19 protein-coding genes are annotated in these 20,519 nt (G+C 49.5%); 12 read left to right on the top strand and 7 right to left on the bottom strand.

The genetic code is table 11. The features are described from left to right. Positions 1-97: 97 nt before the first annotated feature. From BLU30_RS08400 to BLU30_RS08365, 8 genes are all read left to right on the top strand, one after another. On the top strand, positions 98-1,444 hold the full coding sequence (locus tag BLU30_RS08400; RefSeq protein WP_090245437.1) for a glucose-6-phosphate isomerase: 1,347 nt from the start codon (positions 98-100) through the stop codon (positions 1,442-1,444). Between the two features lie 194 nt (positions 1,445-1,638). After that, positions 1,639-3,576: a BglG family transcription antiterminator gene (locus tag BLU30_RS08395; protein ID WP_242873550.1), complete on the top strand. Its 1,938-nt coding sequence runs from the start codon at positions 1,639-1,641 to the stop codon at positions 3,574-3,576. A gap of 17 nt (positions 3,577-3,593) precedes the next feature. Next, complete coding sequence (locus tag BLU30_RS08390; RefSeq protein ID WP_090245433.1) at positions 3,594-4,067, top strand: transcriptional regulator GutM; 474 nt, start codon at positions 3,594-3,596, stop codon at positions 4,065-4,067. A gap of 30 nt (positions 4,068-4,097) precedes the next feature. Next, positions 4,098-4,658 (top strand): PTS glucitol/sorbitol transporter subunit IIC, encoded by a 561-nt coding sequence (gene srlA, locus BLU30_RS08385; protein ID WP_090245432.1) that lies wholly within the window; start codon positions 4,098-4,100, stop codon positions 4,656-4,658. 10 nt (positions 4,659-4,668) lie between these two features. Then, positions 4,669-5,682 carry a PTS glucitol/sorbitol transporter subunit IIB gene (gene srlE / locus BLU30_RS08380; RefSeq protein WP_090245430.1) on the top strand — a complete coding sequence of 338 codons (1,014 nt, stop codon included), beginning with the start codon at positions 4,669-4,671 and terminating at the stop codon, positions 5,680-5,682. A 13-nt stretch (positions 5,683-5,695) separates the two neighbouring features. Then, complete coding sequence (locus BLU30_RS08375) at positions 5,696-6,052, top strand: PTS glucitol/sorbitol transporter subunit IIA (RefSeq protein ID WP_090245429.1); 357 nt, start codon at positions 5,696-5,698, stop codon at positions 6,050-6,052. Between the two features lie 9 nt (positions 6,053-6,061). Further along, positions 6,062-6,322 (top strand): HPr family phosphocarrier protein, encoded by a 261-nt coding sequence (locus BLU30_RS08370; RefSeq protein WP_090245427.1) that lies wholly within the window; start codon positions 6,062-6,064, stop codon positions 6,320-6,322. Between the two features lie 75 nt (positions 6,323-6,397). Further along, the gene (locus BLU30_RS08365) at positions 6,398-7,210 is read left to right on the top strand and encodes an SDR family oxidoreductase (protein ID WP_090245425.1); all 813 of its coding nucleotides are present in this window, start codon (positions 6,398-6,400) and stop codon (positions 7,208-7,210) included. Between the two features lie 173 nt (positions 7,211-7,383). On the opposite strand, the gene BLU30_RS08360 is transcribed toward BLU30_RS08365, so the two are convergent. From BLU30_RS08360 to BLU30_RS08340, 5 genes are read right to left on the bottom strand one after another with little or no spacing between them, the layout of a single operon-like run. After that, the gene (locus BLU30_RS08360) at positions 7,384-7,803 is read right to left on the bottom strand and encodes a PTS mannitol transporter subunit IIA (RefSeq protein WP_090245423.1); all 420 of its coding nucleotides are present in this window, start codon (positions 7,801-7,803) and stop codon (positions 7,384-7,386) included. A gap of 22 nt (positions 7,804-7,825) precedes the next feature. Next, complete coding sequence (locus BLU30_RS08355; protein ID WP_090245421.1) at positions 7,826-9,019, bottom strand: mannitol dehydrogenase family protein; 1,194 nt, start codon at positions 9,017-9,019, stop codon at positions 7,826-7,828. 22 nt (positions 9,020-9,041) lie between these two features. Further along, a complete protein-coding gene (locus tag BLU30_RS08350) occupies positions 9,042-10,445 on the bottom strand; it encodes a PTS mannitol transporter subunit IIBC (RefSeq protein WP_340148142.1) in 1,404 nt (467 codons plus the stop codon). Positions 10,446-10,486: 41 nt separating this feature from the next. After that, entirely contained in the window at positions 10,487-11,182 is a 696-nt protein-coding gene (locus BLU30_RS08345) for a fructose-6-phosphate aldolase (RefSeq protein ID WP_340148141.1), read from the bottom strand. A 55-nt stretch (positions 11,183-11,237) separates the two neighbouring features. Then, complete coding sequence (locus BLU30_RS08340) at positions 11,238-11,984, bottom strand: DeoR/GlpR family DNA-binding transcription regulator (RefSeq protein ID WP_090245418.1); 747 nt, start codon at positions 11,982-11,984, stop codon at positions 11,238-11,240. Positions 11,985-12,266: 282 nt separating this feature from the next. Here BLU30_RS08340 and BLU30_RS08335 point away from each other — a divergent pair, with 282 nt between their 5' ends. The 3 genes from BLU30_RS08335 to BLU30_RS08325 all read left to right on the top strand — a co-directional run bounded on the left by BLU30_RS08335 (position 12,267) and on the right by BLU30_RS08325 (position 16,157). Beyond that, a complete protein-coding gene (locus BLU30_RS08335) occupies positions 12,267-13,769 on the top strand; it encodes an aryl-sulfate sulfotransferase (protein WP_176770871.1) in 1,503 nt (500 codons plus the stop codon). Between the two features lie 144 nt (positions 13,770-13,913). Next, positions 13,914-14,957 carry a lysylphosphatidylglycerol synthase transmembrane domain-containing protein gene (locus BLU30_RS08330; RefSeq protein WP_090245415.1) on the top strand — a complete coding sequence of 348 codons (1,044 nt, stop codon included), beginning with the start codon at positions 13,914-13,916 and terminating at the stop codon, positions 14,955-14,957. 12 nt (positions 14,958-14,969) lie between these two features. Further along, positions 14,970-16,157, top strand: coding sequence for a MalY/PatB family protein (locus BLU30_RS08325; protein WP_090245413.1), 1,188 nt, complete (start codon positions 14,970-14,972; stop codon positions 16,155-16,157). Positions 16,158-16,336: 179 nt separating this feature from the next. Here BLU30_RS08325 and BLU30_RS08320 read toward each other — a convergent pair whose 3' ends face one another. Together BLU30_RS08320 and BLU30_RS08315 are read right to left on the bottom strand one after the other, a co-directional pair. Then, positions 16,337-18,211 carry a PTS mannitol transporter subunit IICBA gene (locus tag BLU30_RS08320; protein ID WP_090245412.1) on the bottom strand — a complete coding sequence of 625 codons (1,875 nt, stop codon included), beginning with the start codon at positions 18,209-18,211 and terminating at the stop codon, positions 16,337-16,339. Between the two features lie 74 nt (positions 18,212-18,285). Beyond that, positions 18,286-19,551 carry a zinc-binding dehydrogenase gene (locus BLU30_RS08315; protein ID WP_090245410.1) on the bottom strand — a complete coding sequence of 422 codons (1,266 nt, stop codon included), beginning with the start codon at positions 19,549-19,551 and terminating at the stop codon, positions 18,286-18,288. A 195-nt stretch (positions 19,552-19,746) separates the two neighbouring features. Between BLU30_RS08315 and BLU30_RS08310 the strand changes: the two genes are divergently transcribed. Then, the gene (locus BLU30_RS08310; RefSeq protein WP_090245409.1) at positions 19,747-20,517 is read left to right on the top strand and encodes a DeoR/GlpR family DNA-binding transcription regulator; all 771 of its coding nucleotides are present in this window, start codon (positions 19,747-19,749) and stop codon (positions 20,515-20,517) included. Positions 20,518-20,519 lie beyond the last annotated feature (2 nt).

Genomic DNA, 20,519 nt, shown 5'->3' with positions numbered 1-20,519 from the left:
ACAGAATGAACAGGACGAGTCTTTCCAGTTGCACCACCCTTGTGATTAAGGTATAATCGATAATAAGAGCAGGGGAAAAAAACATGGAGGAATTACGATGAAAAATGTAAGCTTTGACTATTCGAAGGCAGCTGGATTCGTGCGGGACCACGAGGTTGCCTTAATGAAGCGGTTGGCAGAAAATGCCCGGAAGGAGCTGGTGGCAAAAACTGGTGCCGGAAATGATTTCCTCGGCTGGATTGATTTGCCTGTGGACTACGATAAGGCAGAGTTTGACCGGGTGAAAGCAGCAGCGGATAAGATTAAGGGCGATTCTGAGGTTTTGGTGGTCATCGGCATTGGTGGCTCCTACCTGGGGAGCCGTGCCGCCATCGAATTCCTGGGGCATAATTTTTACAACAAGGTTGATGCGGCCACCCGGGGAGGCGTGGAGGTATACTTTGCCGGGAATAATATCAGCGGAGCGTATCTGAACGATCTCATGGACGTTATTGGGGATCGGGACTTCTCCGTTAACGTTATCTCCAAATCCGGAACAACCACCGAGCCGGCCATTGCCTTTCGAGTCTTTAAGAAAAAATTAGTGGAAAAATACGGGGCAGAGGAAGCTGCCAGACGGATTTACGCCACCACCGATAAGGCACGTGGGGCCCTTAAGGGCCTGGCAGATGCCGAGGGCTACGAAACCTTTGTGATTCCCGACGATGTGGGCGGTCGTTTTACGGTGCTGACCCCGGTGGGGTTATTACCCATTGCTGCGGCCGGCGGCGATATCGACGCACTGATGCAGGGGGCTGCAGATATGCGGGTCATTGCCTTGGAAAAGGACTTTGAAGAAAACCCCTCCATGCAGTACGCTGCCCTGCGAAATATTTTCCTGCGCAAGGGAAAGAGCATGGAAATTCTGGCAAACTATCAGCCCAGCCTCCACAGCGTGGCAGAGTGGTGGAAGCAGCTCTATGGCGAAAGCGAAGGGAAGGATCAAAAGGGTATCTTCCCGGCAGCCTATGACCTGTCCACAGACCTCCATTCCCTGGGGCAATTTATCCAGGATGGTGCCCGAATGATGTTTGAAACGGTACTGAATGTGGAGGAAACCAAATCCACGGTGGTCATCGAAGGGGAGGATGAGGATCTGGATGGCCTCAATTATCTGGCCGGAAAGGATCTGGACTTCGTTAACCGCAATGCCATGCTGGGGACCATGCTGGCTCATACCGATGGCAGCACCCCCAACCTGATGATAACCCTGCCCAATCAGAGCGCCTACGCCCTGGGGCAGCTGTTCTACTTCTTTGAATTTGCCTGTGGCGTAAGTGGCTATATCCTGGGAGTGAATCCCTTCAACCAGCCTGGGGTTGAGGACTACAAGCGCAATATGTTCGCCCTTTTGGGTAAGCCTGGCTATGAGGATGAACGGGAAGCGTTGCTGAAGCGGCTATAAAGGGAATCATCAAAGGACCGTATCCTGTTGGATACGGTCCTTTGTCGTTCATTCGGGAAAATTCCATGAAAAGGAAATCTGGCGATTGAATGGATTTCCCGACGGAAGAAAATCTTAGTATTAATTAAAACTTTAAAAGGCGTATACTTAAGTCAATCGAGGGAAGCAGTATACGGGGAGGGATGTGTTTGACGATGCGATGGTTTGATGTAGAAAATCGGGAAATGGCAATCCTAAGGGAGTTGGAGCAGGACCAATGGGTATCCTGTGAGCGTTTGGCTGATCGCCTGGGTGTCAGTGTAAAGACGGTGCAAAATGATATCCGTCAGATCAACGGATCCCTGGGGGAATGGGCAACCATCGAAGGGCGCCATCGGATGTATAAGCTATACATCATGAATGAAGGGCGTTATCACCGAATCCGCAATGATATTGAAAAACAAAATAATTGCTTTGAGCAGCCCCAGATGCGTATGAGTTTTATTATTGACACCTTGATGAATAGTGATCAGCCCTATCTCATCGATGAATTGGCCTATGCTATGAGTATTGGCCGAACCACCATTGTTTCAGATTTAAAAAAACTGAAGGAAATTTTGGGATTTTATGGCCTGGCCATTGTTGGAAAGACCAATTCTGGTATTTTTTTAGAAGGAGGAGAGCTTAATTTACGTCTTTTCATTCTGGAGAACAATTTTAAGGTTATCTACGATGAAGGGGTCTTGGACGAGGATCTGGTCGAGTTGGTGAAGGAGCAGACCCGGTCCTGGCGAATGGATACCATGGTTATCACTTCTTTTTTACAGTTTCTGACGCTGGCCCTGGACCGGGTGCTCAATAACCACGGATTAGAGGAAATGGAGGAGAAGTATCTGGAACTTCTGGACAATTCCTGCTACGGCATGGTCTGTACCATTGTCGATGGTATTGAGGAGAAGCTTCACCTTCAGATTTCCCAAAAGGAACGTATTTTCCTTACCATCCCCTTCGCAGGAATGCGCACCCCCTACGATATTTCTGGAGTGGAAAGCTTTCTGGCCATGGATACAAAAATCCTCGATATGCTGGATACCATTATGCTGCGAATCCACGAGGATATGGGATTGACCATTACCACCGGCAACGATCGGAGCATTGAGGAGTTTGCCTACCATTTGTACTTTATGGGCAATCGCTTGCGTTACGGACTGCGTCTCCATAACCCCATGGTCGACAGCATGAAAAAGAAGTTTGGGGTGGCCTATCGCATGGCCCTGGTGGCTAAGGACGTCATCGAGGCGCAAATGAACATGAGCCTTCCCGAGGATGAAGTTGCCTTTCTCGCCGCATATTTCGAGGTTTTCCTCAGTGGAATTGAGGCGGAGGTATCAGAACGTTATCGGGTTGCGGTGGTCTGTGGCAGTGGCAGGGCTGCGGCCCGTCTGACCTTAAAGCAATTGAGTCGGGTATTAGGCTCAGATGCAGAATTGTCTCTTTGCAACGATGACAGTGCTCTGGAAAGTGACGTTCTGGATACCTTTGATTTGGTGGTTTCTACGGTGGGTGGGTCCTTTCACACCACCACTCCGGTGATCCATGTCGATGCGGTTTTCGATGAGGAAGCCCTACAAAAGAATATTGACCGCATCCGGCATATGGAGAAGCTCGATATCCCTCTGATCCGGGGGGTGGAGTCGGTACTCTTAAGCCTGTTGGATGAATCCACTTTCTTTGTTTTGGAGCCCCGGAAGGATTATATGGCCAATGTCCATATCATGATTGACGCCTTGGAAGCAAAAGGCTTGGTGGATGCCGATTTTGGGCGGCGTATCGATATCCGGGAGTCAAAATCCACCATGGTCTTTGACGATACGGTGGCTTTTCCCCATGGATACCAGAAGGCCCAGGATAAATCGGTGGTGGCAGTGGGGGTATTCCCTGAGGCGATGGTGGCCGGTGTGCATCCAGAGCTTAAGGTCATCTTCCTGGTGGCCCTGTCCGAGACAAAGGAGGACGACACCGTCCTGGTTCAGATTTATGATGAGATCATTGCCCTGTCCTCGAATCCCGGGGTCCCAGAGCAATTAGCAAAACGGCAAAGCTATCAGGATTTCCTGATGTATTTTATCCGGGACTGTGATTTATTCGGATGAGGGAGGCGTAAATAAAAATGAACATGATTGGATTAATATTCCTGGGGCTTTCAGCTTTCGCCCTACAGGCCCTTTTGACCTTTGTTCAGATGCAGAACTTCACAAAGCATTATCAGGCTTTGCGGCGAATGGGCCGGGTGGCCATTGGACGGCGCAGAGGGGCTTTACGGGCTGGTGCCATCGCCCTCTTTGCCATTGATGAGGAAGGGTGTATCCTGGCTGGGCGTTATATGCAGGGGGTGACGGTGCTGGCCCGGTTCCGCACCTTTAAAAATGGGTTTGAAGGGCTGAATGTGGGAGCGCTCACTCCTTCAGACTGTAAGGAACGGCAGCTGGCATCCCCTATTACCAAAGCGGTTTTGGATGCTGCCACCAATTATAATACGATTATCGCCGGGGGAGATGTACCGATGCCTGCCAGTCCCCTTAAGCGCGTGGCAGCTGGGATTTCAGATTGGTTTGGCCGTTTGCGGACCAGCACGACCCTGTAAGGGGATCACAAAAATCAGGAGGAAGATTAAATGGATTATATTGTAACTTTTGCACAGGGATTCATGGGGTTGTTTGATGCCGGTGCAGAGACCTTTGTCAGTTGGGTTGGGGGCATCGTCCCTAAGGTTTTACTGCTCCTTGTTTTCATGAATGCCCTCATCGCCCTTATCGGATCTCAACGGGTCAATAAATTTGCTCAGTTCTGTTCCCGGAACGTCATTCTGGCCTATGGAGTCCTGCCCTTTGTGGCGGCCTTTATGTTAGGAAATCCCATGGTCCTTTCCATGGGAAAATTCCTGCCGGAGAGGATGAAGCCCAGCTATTATGCCTCGGCAGCCTATCATTGCCATACCAATAGCGGCCTGTTTCCCCATATCAATGTGGGTGAAATCTTTATTTACCTGGGGATTGCCAATGGGATCACCCAGCTGGGACTGGATACCACACCCCTGGCAGTGCGCTACCTTTTAGTGGGGCTGGTGATGAACTTCTTTGCGGGATGGGTGACGGACTTCACTACGAAGCTGGTCATGAAGCAGCAGGGAATTACCCTGAGTAATGAATTCAAAAGCGGCCATCAGGCAGCGTAGGAGGTTAGGGATGAAAAATTATCGAGCAATTACGATCACAAAGGGAAGCGGCGGTTTTGGTGGACCCCTGACGGTAAAGCCCCGGGAGGGAAAGGATACCCTCCTCTATATCACTGGTGGTGGTGCAGAACCGGAAATCGTGGAAAAGATTGTCTCCCTAACCGGCTGTAAAGCCGTCAACGGTTTTAAAACATCGGTGCCCGAGGAAGAGATTTTTATGGTGATCATCGATTGCGGCGGCACACTGCGCTGTGGCATTTATCCCCAGAAACGGATTCCCACAGTTAATGTGATGCCCGTTGGGAAAAGCGGCCCCCTGGCCAACTTCATCACCGAAGACATTTACGTATCGGCGGTGGGACTGGATCAGATTTCAGCAGCAGAGGAGGGTGTTCCAGTGGCAGAGGAGGACTCGGCTCCACAGGATTCTATGCCCCAAAAGGATGGCTTCACCTTTAGCACCGATAAAAAGGTGACGGAAACTCTGGGTCAGAAATCCAGCTTTATCCAGAAGGTGGGAATGGGCGTTGGACACTTTGTCAACACCCTGTACCAGGCCGGACGGGATGCCATCCAGTCCATGATCACTACAATTCTGCCCTTTATGGCCTTTGTGGCAATGCTTATCGGCATTATTAATGGGTCGGGATTCGGGGACTGGTTTGCCAATCTCTTAACCCCTCTGGCTGGCAATATCGTCGGTTTGGTCATCCTCGGCTTCATCTGCTCGATCCCGGTGCTGTCCTGCTTGTTGGGACCAGGAGCGGTCATCGCCCAGATCGTTGGGACCCTCATTGGCGCTGAAATCGGAAAGGGGAACATCGCACCAAGCCTGGCCCTGCCCGCACTCTTCGCCATTAATACCCAGTGTGCCTGTGACTTTATCCCCGTGGGGTTAGGTCTTGCTGAAGCAGAACCTGAAACCGTAGAGGTTGGGGTACCCTCCGTTCTTTACTCCCGGTTCATCATCGGGGTGCCGCGGGTACTGGTTGCCTGGTTATGCAGTTTTGGTCTGTATGCTTAAAAGGAAGGAAAACATGGAAATTTATAAAACAATCGTCAGGGGAAAGGGGCCTCAGGTCGAGGCCTTCGGTGGAGAAATGCTCATTCTCTTCGGAAATGAAGCACCGGATACCCTAAAGGATTTCTGCTACTCCGTGGAGGTGACGGCTCCAGCAGCGACCATTGCCCCGGGACAAACCCTTTGTTTAGGGGATGCGGCCTTCAAAATCCTCTATGTGGGGGAAATTGCGGAGCGGAATCTCCGGGAATTGGGCCACTTAACCGTTACCTTTTCAGGAAAGGCGGACGCCCTTCTGCCTGGGTCCATTGTAGTGGAAGAAAGCATCAATCCAGGGATGGCAATCGGGACGACCATTACCATTTGTGAGTAGGTGGATTCCATGCTGACCCGAAAGGTAGTAATCCATAATCCATCGGGGATTCATGCGGTTTATGCGGCGTCCCTGTGTCAGTTGGTCCAGGATTATGAGAGTGATGTTTTTATTAAGTCGGCTGAAAAAACAGCCAATGGAAAGAGCTTTTTCTCAATTCTGGGATTGGGGATTCAAATGGGTGATGTGGTGACCATTCTGGTGGATGGAATGGATGAGAAAGAGACACTTGAAGCGGTATTGGGCTACCTTGAGGGTCTGGCTGAGTAGAAAGCGTGTTTCGGTTAGAATAAGGCTGGGAAAGACGGCACTGCGCCATTTGTAGGATTAATAACAGGAGGAAATATGAGCTGGTTAAATATTGAAGATAAGACGGTCATCGTTACCGGTGGCGCATCGGGAATTGGGAAAGTGGTGGCAGAGGCATTTTTGGAACAGGGCGCTAAGGTGGTTATTTGCGATATGAACCCCCAGGCTCCGGAAATCACCAATGGGAATGACAATAATCTGCTTTATCAGGTCATGGATGTTACCAAGAAAGAAGAGGTGGATGCCATGGTTAAAAAAACAGTGGCAACCTTTGGTTCCATCGATGTCCTGGTGAATAATGCGGGGATCAATATCCCTAGACTTCTAGTGGACCCGGACGACGAAGCCGGAGAATTTGAACTGGATGAAAAAACCTGGGATTTGGTCTGCAATGTGAATTTAAAGGGAATTTTCTTCTGTGCCCAGGCAGCAGCCCGGCAAATGGAACGCCAAGGCGGCGGTGTTCTGATTAATATGTCATCGGAAAGCGGCCTGGAAGGCTCCGAAGGACAAAGCGTTTATGCTGCCACCAAGAATGCCGTCAATTCCCTCACCCGGTCCTGGGCCAAGGAATTGGGCAAACACAATGTCCGGGTGGTGGGGATTGCTCCAGGGATTATGGAAGCTACGGGGCTGCGGACCCTGAAGTACGAAACCGCCCTGGCCTATACCCGGGGAATCAGTATTGACGAGCTGCGGGAGGGGTATTCTAAAACCTCAACCACGCCCCTGGGCCGATCCGGGAAATTGAGTGAAGTGGCGGATGTGGCATGCTTTATGGCCAGCGACCGGGCCAGTTATGTCCACGGCATCACCGTCAATGTGGCCGGGGGCAAAACCCGGGGATAGGGAAGGGATGAAAGCGTATAATCTCCCCCTTACCCTGAAACACATCCCTGGGGATGAACAAGCCGCCCGGTTCTTTAAGAAGGGGCGGCTTGTTTTATGGTGCAAACCTGAAGTTTGGATTTATGGATTATTTCCCTCTTTGTTGATGTCTTTATCAATGTTCATAGAATAAACTATAAAGCCAGCATCTGATGGATCCCCTTGGCATCACTGGCGACTAGGGCATCGACCTCTTGGGGCTCAGAAAGGGTAACGGCAATGTGGGCCAGTACCTCGATGTGTTCCTCTTCCTTCCCCGCAATACCGATGACGACACGGACCTTTTGGCCGTTCCAGTCAATACCCTGGGGAAAGGTCATAATCCCCAGTCCAGACACGAGAACCTGGTCCCGGACACTTTCGATACCGTGGGGAATGGCGATGTCATTTCCAAGGTAAGTATTCATGGTGCCTTCTTTATCAATCATTCCCTGAATGTAAGCTTCCGTTACATAACCAGATTCATAAAGCAATTGTCCCATAGCTTTTACAACGGCCATTTTCTCGGTTAACGAACAATTGATAATGATATTTTTTTCTTGCAAAATTTCCATTTGTGATTACTCCTCAAATATTTTATGGCAGCATGCCACGATTGATTTCCTTAAGACCATCCCCCAATGTACGGAGACCCTGCCAGTCGATGGTTCCAGAGCGCAATTGCTTGGTAAAGGCGAGGATGCATAAGCCTAAGGGTTCCTTTGGATCAATTTTACAGACTTGGCTAAGAAGGGCCTCGACCGTTCGGGTTTCCTGGGACAGTGCCATTTGCTGGCACAAGCAGGCTGCAATGCCAAGGGACAGATATACGGGCTTAATCCCCTGGGCTTCGACGTTTCTGGCAGCACCGACCAGTCGATCCTCGGGCTGAAGCTTTCGAAGGGCATCTCGAGTAACTCGATCAATGGTATCCTTCAAGGCCCGATTCCCAAAACGATAGACCAAATCCTCGCTATGGATTTTCAGGCTGGCGAAGGGGATATCATATTTTTGAGCGATAGCCATGGCGCTTTCAGACATAGCGGATTCCACAAATAACCTGATATCAGCTAATTCAATGGCTTCGTAGATATAATACAGGCCTGCAACCTTTCCAAGATAAGCTGTAAGGGCATGTCCCATATTATGAAGGTAGAGTTTTCGCTCCAAATAAAAATCAAAGGGGCTATAGGGAACGAGCTTTTTATAGGCAGGAAGACTTCCCTTTACCGCTGCAGCGTCAATGGGAAGATAATCATAGGCTTCCACACAAATACGAAGGGGGTCCTGCTTTTTCATCGCGTCTGTCATAACCGGGACCATTCGGCCAATGGAGGTTTCCACTAAGCCCAGAGCATCCTCCATAATGGTATCATAGGGTGCATCTAGGGCATCCTTTAGCAGACTTCTTATGATTTGGTCTGCGTGCATTAAATTTTCACAGATAAGTAAATCCAGGGTTCGTTTTGGATCCTTTGCCCACCGCTGCATTAACCCCTTGGCAATGAGTGGGATGACCCTGGGCAGGACAGAGACCCCCAGGGCGACAGCCATGAGATCCGTGTGGGCAATGGCATCGATGACGGCCTCAGCCTGGCTGCCATCGATGGCACGTACCCCGGAGATCCAATTGACTTTAGGATGTTCGCCAACAATTTCCTGATGGTATCCACCACAGGTATTCAGCGCATTGACGACATTGACGTTCACATCAATAAAAGTAACGTCATAACCGATTTGGGATAAAAGGGCACCGATAAATCCTCGGCCAATATTACCGGCACCATACATTATTGCGTTAATAGTTCTTGCCTCAATTCTGTTTTTTTAATCGCTCGACCACTTCAATGAAAACCGGTGAGTTCAGGTAATTATCGAAGGGGATAATTTCTTTATTGGGCTGTGCAGCTTGGGCCGTGGGTAAAAGCTCGATATGGGTCAGAATCAAATCGGCATCGGATGGTATCTTTGAAATGGCTGAATGGACCACTGTGATATCTGTAAGGTTGGCGGCCTTTATTTTCTTCTTTAAATTAGCAGCAGCCATTGCGGAAGATCCCATTCCTGCATCACAGGCGACCACGATATGGTGGACAGCAGAAGGGGCATCGATTCCCTTTGAAGCAGCCTTCATGGCATCCTTTTGAGATTTTAGTTTTTCATATTCCCCATTTTCCTGGTTGGCATCAAAATCGGCGTAGGCGTGTTTAACGACAAAGCTGTTTAATACAAAGGAAACGACGGTGGATACGATAATGCCAAGGATGGTCCCCAGCATACATCGTGCTGGCGTCATGGCTAACACGGCAAAAATACTTCCTGGTGAGGGCGTTGCGATACAGCCCCCCTGGAATAAAACATAACACAGGATAGCGGACATCCCCCCAAGAATCATGGGGATTAAGGTCAGCGGTTGAGCCAGCACATAGGGAAAATATACCTCGTGAATCCCACCGAAGAAATGGATAATAATGTTTCCAGGAGCGGACTCCTTCATTTCGCCCTTGGCGAATTTCCAATAGGCGAGTAAAAGGCCCAAGCCAGTTCCAGGATTGGTGACCAGCAGGAAAAGCATGGAGTAGCCTTGGGTTTCTACCTGTTGATAGCCTAAGGGTCCTAAAATTCCATGATCCAGTGCGTTGTTTAAGAATAAAACCTTTGCGGGTTCAACGATAATGGGAGAAAGAAAAATCATACCCCGATCCATAATAAACTGAATCCCAGCGGATAAAACGGCGTTAACAGCTGCCACCCCTGGCCCAATGAGCTTATAGGATAAACAGCAAAGAATACAGGCCAGGATGGCTAAAGTAAAGTTGTTGACGAGCATTTCAAATCCGGATTTGATTTTACCATCCAGAAGTTGATCCACCTTTTTCATTAAAAATCCGGCCAAGGGACCGACAATCATAGCGGCTAAGAACATGGGAATATCGGCACCGACAACAACCCCCATGGTTGCCACTGCACCACAAACCGCACCACGCTTTCCACCGAACATCTCACCACCGGTGTACCCAATGAGCAATGGCAGCAGTGTTTGTAAAATGGGTGAAACCAAGGTCGCTAGATCTGCATTGGGTATCCAACCCGTTTCAATGAAGAGGGCTGCAATAATCCCAAAGGCCATAAAGGCACCGATATTCGGAATGACCATACCGCTTAAAACCGCACCAAAGCGTTGAAGCTTTTTTGAAAAACCTGTTGTACTATTCAATTGTAATTCCCCCAATATTGTAATTTAGTTAAAATAGATTTTTATAAATCAGAAATCAATTGATCCCCGAAGTTGACGGACCAGTCGGCACTAAAGACATCCACCGCATCCTTTACGATTTTGCCGGTGAGGGCATCCGCATAAATTTCCGGTGCAGAGGTGATGGCTTGGGCACCGGCCAGGATTGCGGCATCGATTTGGGCCACGTTTTTAAAACTGGCAGCCAGGATTTTAGTGGGATACTGATAGCGTTCGATAATATGGGCAATATCCCATAGAACAGCGGCAGCATCAATGCCCATGGCCTCCATGCGGTTGTAATAGGGTGCAATATAATCGGCACCGGCCTCCAGAGCCATAAAGGCCTGGGCCTTGGAATAAACGGCGGTGGCGGTTACATTCACATGGTCACTTTTGAGGGTCTTGATGGCCTTGATCCCCGCCATGGTGACGGGAACTTTAATATAGATCTGGTCATCAACATGGTTTAAGATCGCTTTGGCATCGGCCATCATCCCGTCGTAATCCTGGGCGGTGACCTGGATGTGGAGGGTGGCTTCTAAACCAATTATTTCACGGATTTTACGCATGTGTGAAAAGAAATCAATCTTTCCTTCTTTTTTTACAATACTCGGGTTACTGGTTACTCCAGAAACGGGTAAAAATTCACAATAATGTTGAATGGTATCAAGATTTGCTGTATCGATTAAGTATTCCATGCACTTTGACGCAAACACGTCATCCTTTCTCAAATGGTGAAAGGTTTAAAACCCAGGGATGGGTTTTTTAAAATCAGACGATGGAAATGATGATTCCCTTTGATTCCAGGTATTCCTTTGTCTCCGGTTTGAGGTCTGCATCAGTGATCAGCTGATAGACCTCCTCCAATTGGAAATAGGGAACCGGGCTGCTCTTTGAAAACTTACCCGATTCGGCTAAAACAAAGAGGTGATTTGCGGATTCTGCCATGGCTCGTATTGTATCCGCACGATCGAGATCGTCCCCCATAAAACCGGTATCTGTTGAAAAACCATCAATTCCCACAAAAATCTTATCCACCTGGAAGCCCTGGACGCATTGCTTTGTCATGGGGCCCACAATGGCTTGGGTATGCTTTTGGAAAGTACCACCTAATAGAATCACCGTCGTATCCGAGTCTTTTTGGATAAAATTGGCAATATAAGCTGAATTCGTGATAAAGGTCACGTTCTTTTGGGCGGCGACAACGGCCTCGGCAAACAAGGCGCAGGTTGAGCCGGACTCCAGGAGAATAGTCTCATTTTCATGAACCAGTTGGGCAGCATACCTTGCGATTTTACGCTTCTTCTCAAAATTGAAAGCCATTCGATAATTGATATCATCTGAATTTTGGAGCAGAGCAAAGCCACGTTCCCGACGCAGGATTCCCTTTTCTGAAAGAAAACTCAGGTCTTTACGAATAGTGGCTGTAGTGGCGCTTAGCAGCTCGGCTAATTCGTTGACTTCGATTTTCTTTCGCTGGCTGACAATCTCAATGATTTCTGTGTGTCTTTTTTTCATCTTTAACCTTTCTTGATTCAAATATACACGAATATTTCTTATGTGTCAATAAATATTTTCGTACGAAAATAATTATTGATGAAATACGTGCTTTTTCTTTATTTTATCAAACCCTCACCCATTAGAAAACCTCTAATCTTCAAGTGGGCTGAATTTCCTCATAAAGCTTACCGCTTCCTGAGAACCACAATTGTCCCTTGTTCATTTTTCAAAAATATGGTAGACTATTCCAAGGTAATTTAAAGGTTTCTAAACTTGAAAATGATCTGGAGGAAGCACTCAATGAATAAAAATACGAAAATACTTATCGGTGTAGGGATTTTTGCACTGGTCCTTATTCTGCTGGTCAGCTTTGCCCTGGCCTATTCGGGCAGGGACGTTACCCTGCTGAAGGACCGTGCCCTGAATCTGAATGTCAATGGACAGAGCGTCATTATTCCCTTAAATGACGATCAGGCGGTTTATGATGTCCCTTGTTTAACCACAGAGCGGGACAATGTCTTTATCCTGGAAAATGATGCCGGAGCATCCATTAAGGTGGAAGGGGTAACCCTGCAAACGGGTCGGAAGGCCAAGGTAGGCTTGTCAAAGATTTCAGATAATTATCGTCTGAGGGTGACGGTGGAAACCAGTAAGGATAACCGGACCATTTATTTTCGGACGAAGTCTTCTCTGCTGCCGGAAATGCAAGTCAGCGGGACAAGCCAATCCGGGGGTGAATACTTTGTGACGGATGCGGACAGTCCGGTGATGTATAAGCTAGACGGCAATGGGAATATCACCTGGTATATGGCTCTTTCCAAGGAGCAGGCCAAGGGGCAGATTTTCACGAATCTTCAGAAGCAGACCCTGGAAAATGGCGATATCCGTTATACCTATCAGCTCGTTGACCCGGATGTGGACACCTATGGTATCAGTGATTATTTCCCGGGAAAAACAGTGGTGATGAACGAGAAATTTGAAATCATGGCGAATAAAACCGGCGGATTTACCCGACTGTATAAGGACGTGGCCAATGATGATAAGGTACCAGGTCAGCCCATTGACGGTCATGGCTTCGTCCTCCTGGGGGATACCCATTATATCAGTGAAAGCTACGAAGCGGCCCGGGTGGATAATATTCCGGCGGCCCTGAGTCCAGGGACGGAAGGGACCCGGGTTGCTGCAGCTATTGTTCAGGAAGTCAAGGATAACCAGGTTGTCTTTGAATGGTGGAGTACGGATCATCCGGAGCTGTACGCCCTGTCCACTGCCGGCAATAATTACAGCAGTACAGAGGTTCAGGATTATCTTCATCTTAATGCTCTGTTGTTGGACCCCTCGGACAACAACCTCATCCTATCCTTTAAAAATGCCGATATGCTGGTTAAAATCAATCGGGAGGATGGCAAAATCATGTGGATTCTCGGGGGAAATGGCGACCAATTTGGTCTGTCAGATGCCCAGAAGTTTAAATCCCAGACCGATGCCACCATTAATGCCGATGGCAGTATCACCGTGATGGAGGGAAGTCGTGCCATCACCTATACCCTGGATGAAAAAACAAAGGCAGTGACCGCTGTAAAGGAATATCCCTTTGGGGATAAGAGCGTGACAAAATACGGCAGTGCCCAAATGACCGGCGGGGATCAGGAGATTTACACCATTGGCTGGGGTGTGAATAAGTCTGGCCGGGCGGCCATTACCGAGTATAATAAAACAGCAGGGAAGAAGGGCCTCGAGGTTCTTTATCCCAATGGACAATACACCTTCCGGGCCAATTGGTCCAAGGCAGAAGAAAAATAATAGCAGTATAAGAATGAAGGTCCTCGCCCATGAAGGTGGTGCGGGGGCCTTTGTGTATCCAACCCCACATTGGATTTAAAGATTCCTGTAGTATAATAAAAAATCAAGGAAAATTCATTTCATTGAAACGAGAAAGGAAGCGTGATGGGAGCATCGATAAAGCGTTTTTTGAAAGAATGGGGAAATTACATCATTTTGTTGGTTGTGCTGCTCATTACCTTTTTTGTGTTGAGGCAATGGACCACACCCCGGGAGCTTCTGGAGATTTTAAAGCAATCCAAGCCGCTGTACTTGGTTATGGCTATTCTCGCCATCGCCGTTTATGTCGCCCTGGAGGCTTATATGCTCATGCGGCTGATGCGCCATAACCACCCCAGGGAGACGGTGGGTTTTTCTTTTACCCTGGCGGTGGTGGGGCAATTCTACAACAATATTGATCCCACCTCCTCCGGTGGACAGCCCATGCAATTGTATGAGATGAGCCAGCGGGGATATTCCGTGGGGACGGGGACTGCCGTCCTGATGCAGAAATACGTGCTGTACGAGGTGGCGGTGACGGCCATTGCCGGGATTTCAGCTTTTTTTGCCTCTCATTTAATTTCCGGCTGGGGCCCGGATGGGGTGATGGTGATCATCGGCCTGATCATCAATGGAGGGATGGTCGTTGTGATGGTATTCCTCCTGGTGAATGCGGTGGCGGCGGAGGCCCTTGCCCAACGATGCATTGCTTTTTTTGAACGCATCGGGATTATTAAAAATAAAGAGCGATGGAAGGGACGTATTTCAGGTTTCTTCCAGCAATATCAGGTGGGTATTGAAGCCATGAAGAAGAACATTGGGGAGGCGGTGGTGCTGACCCTCCTGTCCATGATTCAAATGATCATTTATTTCTCGGTGACCTACTGGATTTACCGGGCCCTGGGGATGTCAGGGCTGCCCATTAGCTTCTTTATCCTCAGGCAGGCCTTGCTTTACGTTTCAGTGGCCTTTATTCCTACACCGGGGAGTGCCGGGGGAGCGGAGGCGGTGTTTCTGATGATGTTTGGATCAGTCTTTGGAGCAGGGACACCGGTAGCCATGATTATTTGGCGGTTTATCACCTTCTACCTCATCCTTATCCTGGGGGGAATCTATGTGGGGGTTTTTACCCTGAATAAGGAACGAAAGCGTAAGGGTCAGAAAAAATAAAAGGAGACAGATATGACAGTGTTTAATGAAACAATCGATCGCCGGAAATCCGGGGACATCAAATGGTGCCCAGAGGTGGTATCTCAGAATATTAAAGCAAGGGTAGATGATAACATGCTGCCACTATGGGTGGCGGATATGGATTTTAAAAGTGCACCGCCCATTATGGCGGCATTGGAAGAGCGCCTGGCCCACGGAATCTTTGGTTATTGTCATCCCACTACTTCCTGCTTAGAGGCGGTTTCCTGGTGGCAGGGGCGCCGATTTGGCTGGAGGGTTGATCCAGAGTGGGTCCAGATTACCCCAACGGTAGTATCCGCCATCAATATCGCCATTCGTGCCTTTACCGAGCCTGGAGATGGGGTGATTGTCCAGCAGCCGGTGTACCGACCCTTTTGGGATATCGTAACGGGCAGCGGCCGCCGGGTGGTGAATAATGCCCTTGTATCCGATGGTGCAGGATACTACACCATGGACCTGGAGGCCCTTCGGCTGCAGGCGGCAGATCCCCGGACTAAAATGCTCATTCTGTGCAGCCCCCACAATCCTGTGGGGCGGGTATGGCGCCCCGAGGAGCTTCGGGCATTGGCGGATATTTGTCTTGAAAATGATGTGCTCGTGGTCACCGATGAAATCCATTCGGATCTCATCTATTCCGGGCACACCCATTATAATTTAATGGCTCTTAGCCCGAAATATGAGGATGCCTTTATCTATCTTTCTGGCCCGGGGAAGACCTTTAATATTCCAGGGCTGACGGTGGCCTACGCCATCATTCCAAATGGGGATAAGCGCCGGGCGTTTAGGGCAGAGCAGCGGGCTATGACCCTGGAAATTGAAAATACCTTTGGATTGGCAGCCCTGACTGCCGCCTATTCTGAGGCGGGAGAAGCCTGGATGCTAAAGCTCCTTCGTTATTTGGAGGGCAATGTTACGGCTTTAGAGGCGTTTGTGGAAAAGGAGCTCCCAGGAGTTACCATGAAGCGGCCCGAGGGAACCTATTTATGCTGGCTGGATTTCAGGCAAACCGGGCTTAATGACCGGGGTATCCGGGAGAAAATCATGGGTGAGGCCGGGGTCATTGGGAATGCCGGCCCTTGGTTTGGTCAGGGGGGAGAAGGGTTTTTACGGCTGAATGTAGGCTGTACACGCCAGACACTGGAAGAAGCTCTCTGGCGGATAAAAGGAGTGTTGGAATAAAGCATATTGAAGGATACCTTTGTTGCTCTGCGTACGGACTGGTATAAACGGTGGCCAGATATGGATGCTCTATCTGGCCTGGGCAGAAAGAGAATAAAGGGCATCCACTAAAAAAGGGGGATGTCGATTGTCAACCGATTTGTGTTGACAGGAGACATCCCTCTTGCAGGGGGCGTTAATTATTTCTGAGTTAAGAAAGCCTGGATTTCTTCCGGTGTTTTCTTAACAAGGCTATCGACAGCCTCTTGGGTAGAAAGCTTGGTGGCAATGTTGGCTAGAACATCGAGGTGATCGTTGCCAACGGCGGCGATACCGATAACGATTTTCACGGGCTCGCCGTTCCAAAGGATCCCCTCAGGGAAGACCTGAACAGATAGGCCGGTACGTTTAATTTTTTCCTTGGCCGCTTGCACTCCATGGGGGATGGCAAGCCCGTTACCAATGTTAGTGGCAAAAGAATCTTCCCGCTCAATCATGGCGGGGATATATTCTGCATCTACGCATCCGCTGTCCACTAGCATCTGGCCAGCGGTATGGATGACGGCTTCCTTATTGGCTGGGGCACAGTTAGTGCGGATGTTGCCTAAGGATAGGATTTCAGAGGAATTGGAAGATGATGCTTTTGGAGTATCGGCTTCGGCCAGTGCTTTTTTATTTTTCGGAAGGGCTTCAGGGGCCCCTCCAGAAAGGCTGGCAGCCAGCTCATCATATTCCGGGGCATTCATAAAGTTAGTAATTAAGATTAGCTGGGCCTGAGGAGCGCTGTGGGCTGCCCGTTCCTGTAAATCCCGATGGGTCACCACGATTTGGGCCTGGGAAGGAATATCAGACACTGAGGCGTGTTCCAGGGTGATATCCTTGCGCCCACAGGCGGCCAGTTTCTTGGCGAGGATCGTAGCCCCCATGGCAGAGGAGCCCATACCGGCATCACAGGCAAAGACAATGTGGCGGATGGCCGTGGCATCACCGGTAACAGCGACATCCTCGCTCTTGGCAGAGGTCTTCATGGCATCCTTTTTAGCAATGGCATCTGCCAGATCTTCGTCTTTCCCAAAGATTTTAAGGAGTGGCAAAGCAACGGCGAAGGAGACGGCAGTGGCCACCGCTACACCGGTCAGAACACCCAGATAGCCGCCGGTTTTAGGCACCATGGCCAAGATAGCGATAATGGAACCCGGGGAGGCCGGGCCAACCAGGCCAGCGCCTAACAGGCTAAAGGTAAAGACTCCGGCAGCCCCACCAGCAATGGTGGCCAGAATGAGGACCGGGTTCATCAGCACATAGGGGAAATATATTTCGTGGATTCCCCCGAAGAAGTGGATGACGATGGCACCGGGAGCGGTGTCCTTGGCGGAGCCCTTACCAGCGAGACAATAGGCAAGGAGAATCCCAAGGCCAGGCCCGGGGTTGGATTCCATGAGGAAGAAAATGGATTTTCCGACTTCTTCCACCTGTTGGAGTCCCAAGGGCGTTAGAATACCATGGTTAATGGCGTTATTTAAGAACAAAACCTTGGCGGGTTCGATAAAAACGCTGGCCAGGGGCAGGATGTTGTGTTCAACGAAGAATCCAACACTGATGGCCATGGCGCCTGTGGCCGCAGTCATGGCTGGTGCAAAGATATAATAGGCAAAAATGGCCAGGGCACCGCCGATAATACCGATGGAGAAATTGTTCACCAGCATTTCAAAGCCGGCCTTAATCCGGCCGTCGACAAAAGTGTCGAATTTCTTGATTACCCAGCCCGAAAGGGGCCCCATGATCATGGCTCCCAGGAACATGGGGACATCCGTTGCGACAATGACGCCCATGGTGGCGATAGCACCAATGACACCACCCCGAGTGCCGTTAACCACCTTGCCCCCCGTATAGGCGATGAGTAAGGGCAGGAGATATTGGCTCATGGGGCCAACCAATTTGGCCAGTTGTGCATTGGGGAGCCAGCCGGTTTCGATGAACAGGGCGGCGATGAGCCCCCAGGCGATGAATGCCCCGATATTGGGCATGACCATGGCGCTTAAGAAGCGGCCGAAGGATTGGACTTTTTCTTTCATTTGGTTTACCTCTCTAAATTCTCCAAAGTTTTTTGTTTCCCCCGAAACAGGTAGTCAATAGGCGACGGCTTTTTCTAAAGTGTGACATCAAAATGATCGAAGAGGATGGCTTCAGCTTCATCATTCCACAGGCCGTTATGGGCGGCACAGCAATCGGCCAGCTTCTTAAAGAGAGGATCCTTTTCCCCAAGACTGGCAAAATTTTCAATAGCGGTAAGGGGCATGCTGAATTGGGTGTAGGTCAGCTTCTTACCACCGGGAATCTTCGGAAGGTTAAGGGTGGCTTCGGCGATACTGTCGATACCTCCAACGTGGGTAACCATCACCGAAGGATCGATGATTCCCCGGGCAGCCAGATCGTTGGCTTCGATGAGGTCATTATTGTCCCCACCAGTCGTCCCCATGATGTGGCTGCTGGTATAGTGGACGTTGTACAGGTTGATGTCCGCCATGAAGTCCTTATTGGTGGGGCCAGCGAAGAAGTTCATACAGCCATCAAAGGCCAGGAGTTGATCCCCCATTTCCGCAACCTGGCGGATGGGTGCATAGACGAAGACATCGTCGTAGCCATGGCCTTCGGTGATTGTCATAAGCTCAGTTACGGCATCGTCCATTTTTGCGGTATTGACATAGAGCAGATCAATGCCCTTTTCTGCCGCCGATTTTGGTGAGATTACTTCCTTGGCCCGAGCGATGCGAGCATCGTCGATGTCGGTCACCACGATACGCTTTGGCTTATTTTCGAAGTTGAGGCCGTATTCCACGGCACCCAGACCCATGGGGCCACAGCCTCCGAGGATTAAGATACTGCCATCCACCTTGGTGCCCATGGCGTGATCATGGTTACGCTTATTGGTGTGGTAATTGGAGTGGTAGCCCCCGATGATGCAGCTCATGGGTTCACCCAAGGAGGCCTTGTAGAAGCTCTTGCCTTCGTAGGGCATCAGGCATCCCAGTTCCATGACCTCCTGGGGCATGATGCAGTAGGTGGTGGCACCGCCGCACCATTCGTAGGAGTAGCCAGGAGAATCCAGCTTTCCTTTATAATTTAAGGCTGGCTGCTGGGCAAAGCGTTGGCCCGGCTTAAACTGATCCTTCCATTGGTCACCCACTTCGACGATGACTCCTGAGAATTCATGGCCGATGATGACGGGATTGGTATCCACATTTTGGGGGCAGCGTTTATGGGCCTTTCCCTGAGCCACCAGCTTGTAGGTCGACATACAGATGCTGTCACTCACGACCTTCACCAGGATTTCATCCTCTTTAATTTTAGGAAGCTCGAATTCTTCCAACCGAAGATCATCTTTGCCATAGAGGCGGACTGCTTTAGCTTTCACTTTGTTACGCACCTTTCTTTATTAAAACCCCAATACAATCAACTTATTTTCACTAATATTCACAACTTTAACCAAATTATATACTTGCGAAAACTTGCTGTCAACCCCTAAAATCAAAAAAACGCAAGTTTTTAGTTGTGATATATTGGGAATCTGTGATAGACTATACAAAAGCACGACAGGAGGAGACAGGATATGGGAAAATCACTAACGGCAGATCGCCGCAACCAAATCGCCCAGATTTTAATGAAGAAGGGAAGTATTAAAGTAGGGGATTTGTCCAAGCGATTTGGTGTGTCGACGGAGACGATACGAAAGGATATTATTTATTTGGAGGGGGAGGGAATTGCAACCAAAAGCCATGGAGGTGCCATTGCAACGAGTGATTTTGTGGAGCGTCCCTTAGATGTGAAAGAAATGGATCACGCGGAAGCCAAGGCGGTCATCGCCACCGAAGCCGTGGATCGCATTCCACCCGGAGGGGCAGTGGTCCTGGATACAGGGAGCACTAACACGGCCATCGCCCGGCAGCTTCTGCTGAAATCGGGAATGACTATTTTTACCAATTCAGTGACCATTGCCGGGGTACTGGCGGAGTCAGACAATAATGTGTTTCTATTGGGGGGGCTTGTAAGGCCCAGCAGCAAGGCTACCGTAGGAGGATGGGCTTTGGAAGCCCTATCCACCATTCACGCCGATATTGCGTTTTTGGGATCGGATGGCTTTGAGGGATTGCCGGGACCATCGACCCTCTCCTATGAAGAGGCGGCCTTTAAACGCAAGGTCATCACCGTTAGCGATTTGGTCTACACGGTGGCAGACAGCAGCAAATGCAGCAGTTCAGGATTATTCGGCTACGCCGATTGGCACCAATTGGACGGTTTGATCATCGACAGTGGTATGACCCCAGCCATGCGGGATAAAATTCAAAAAGAAACAAGGGTAATTTTTCCACAACCCCTTTAAAT

This window comes from Eubacterium barkeri, from assembly GCF_900107125.1.
Lineage (GTDB): Bacteria > Bacillota > Clostridia > Eubacteriales > Eubacteriaceae > Eubacterium_O > Eubacterium_O barkeri.
The sequence above is the reverse complement of the archived record's forward strand: the minus strand, read 5'-3'. Positions and strand labels throughout refer to the sequence as shown.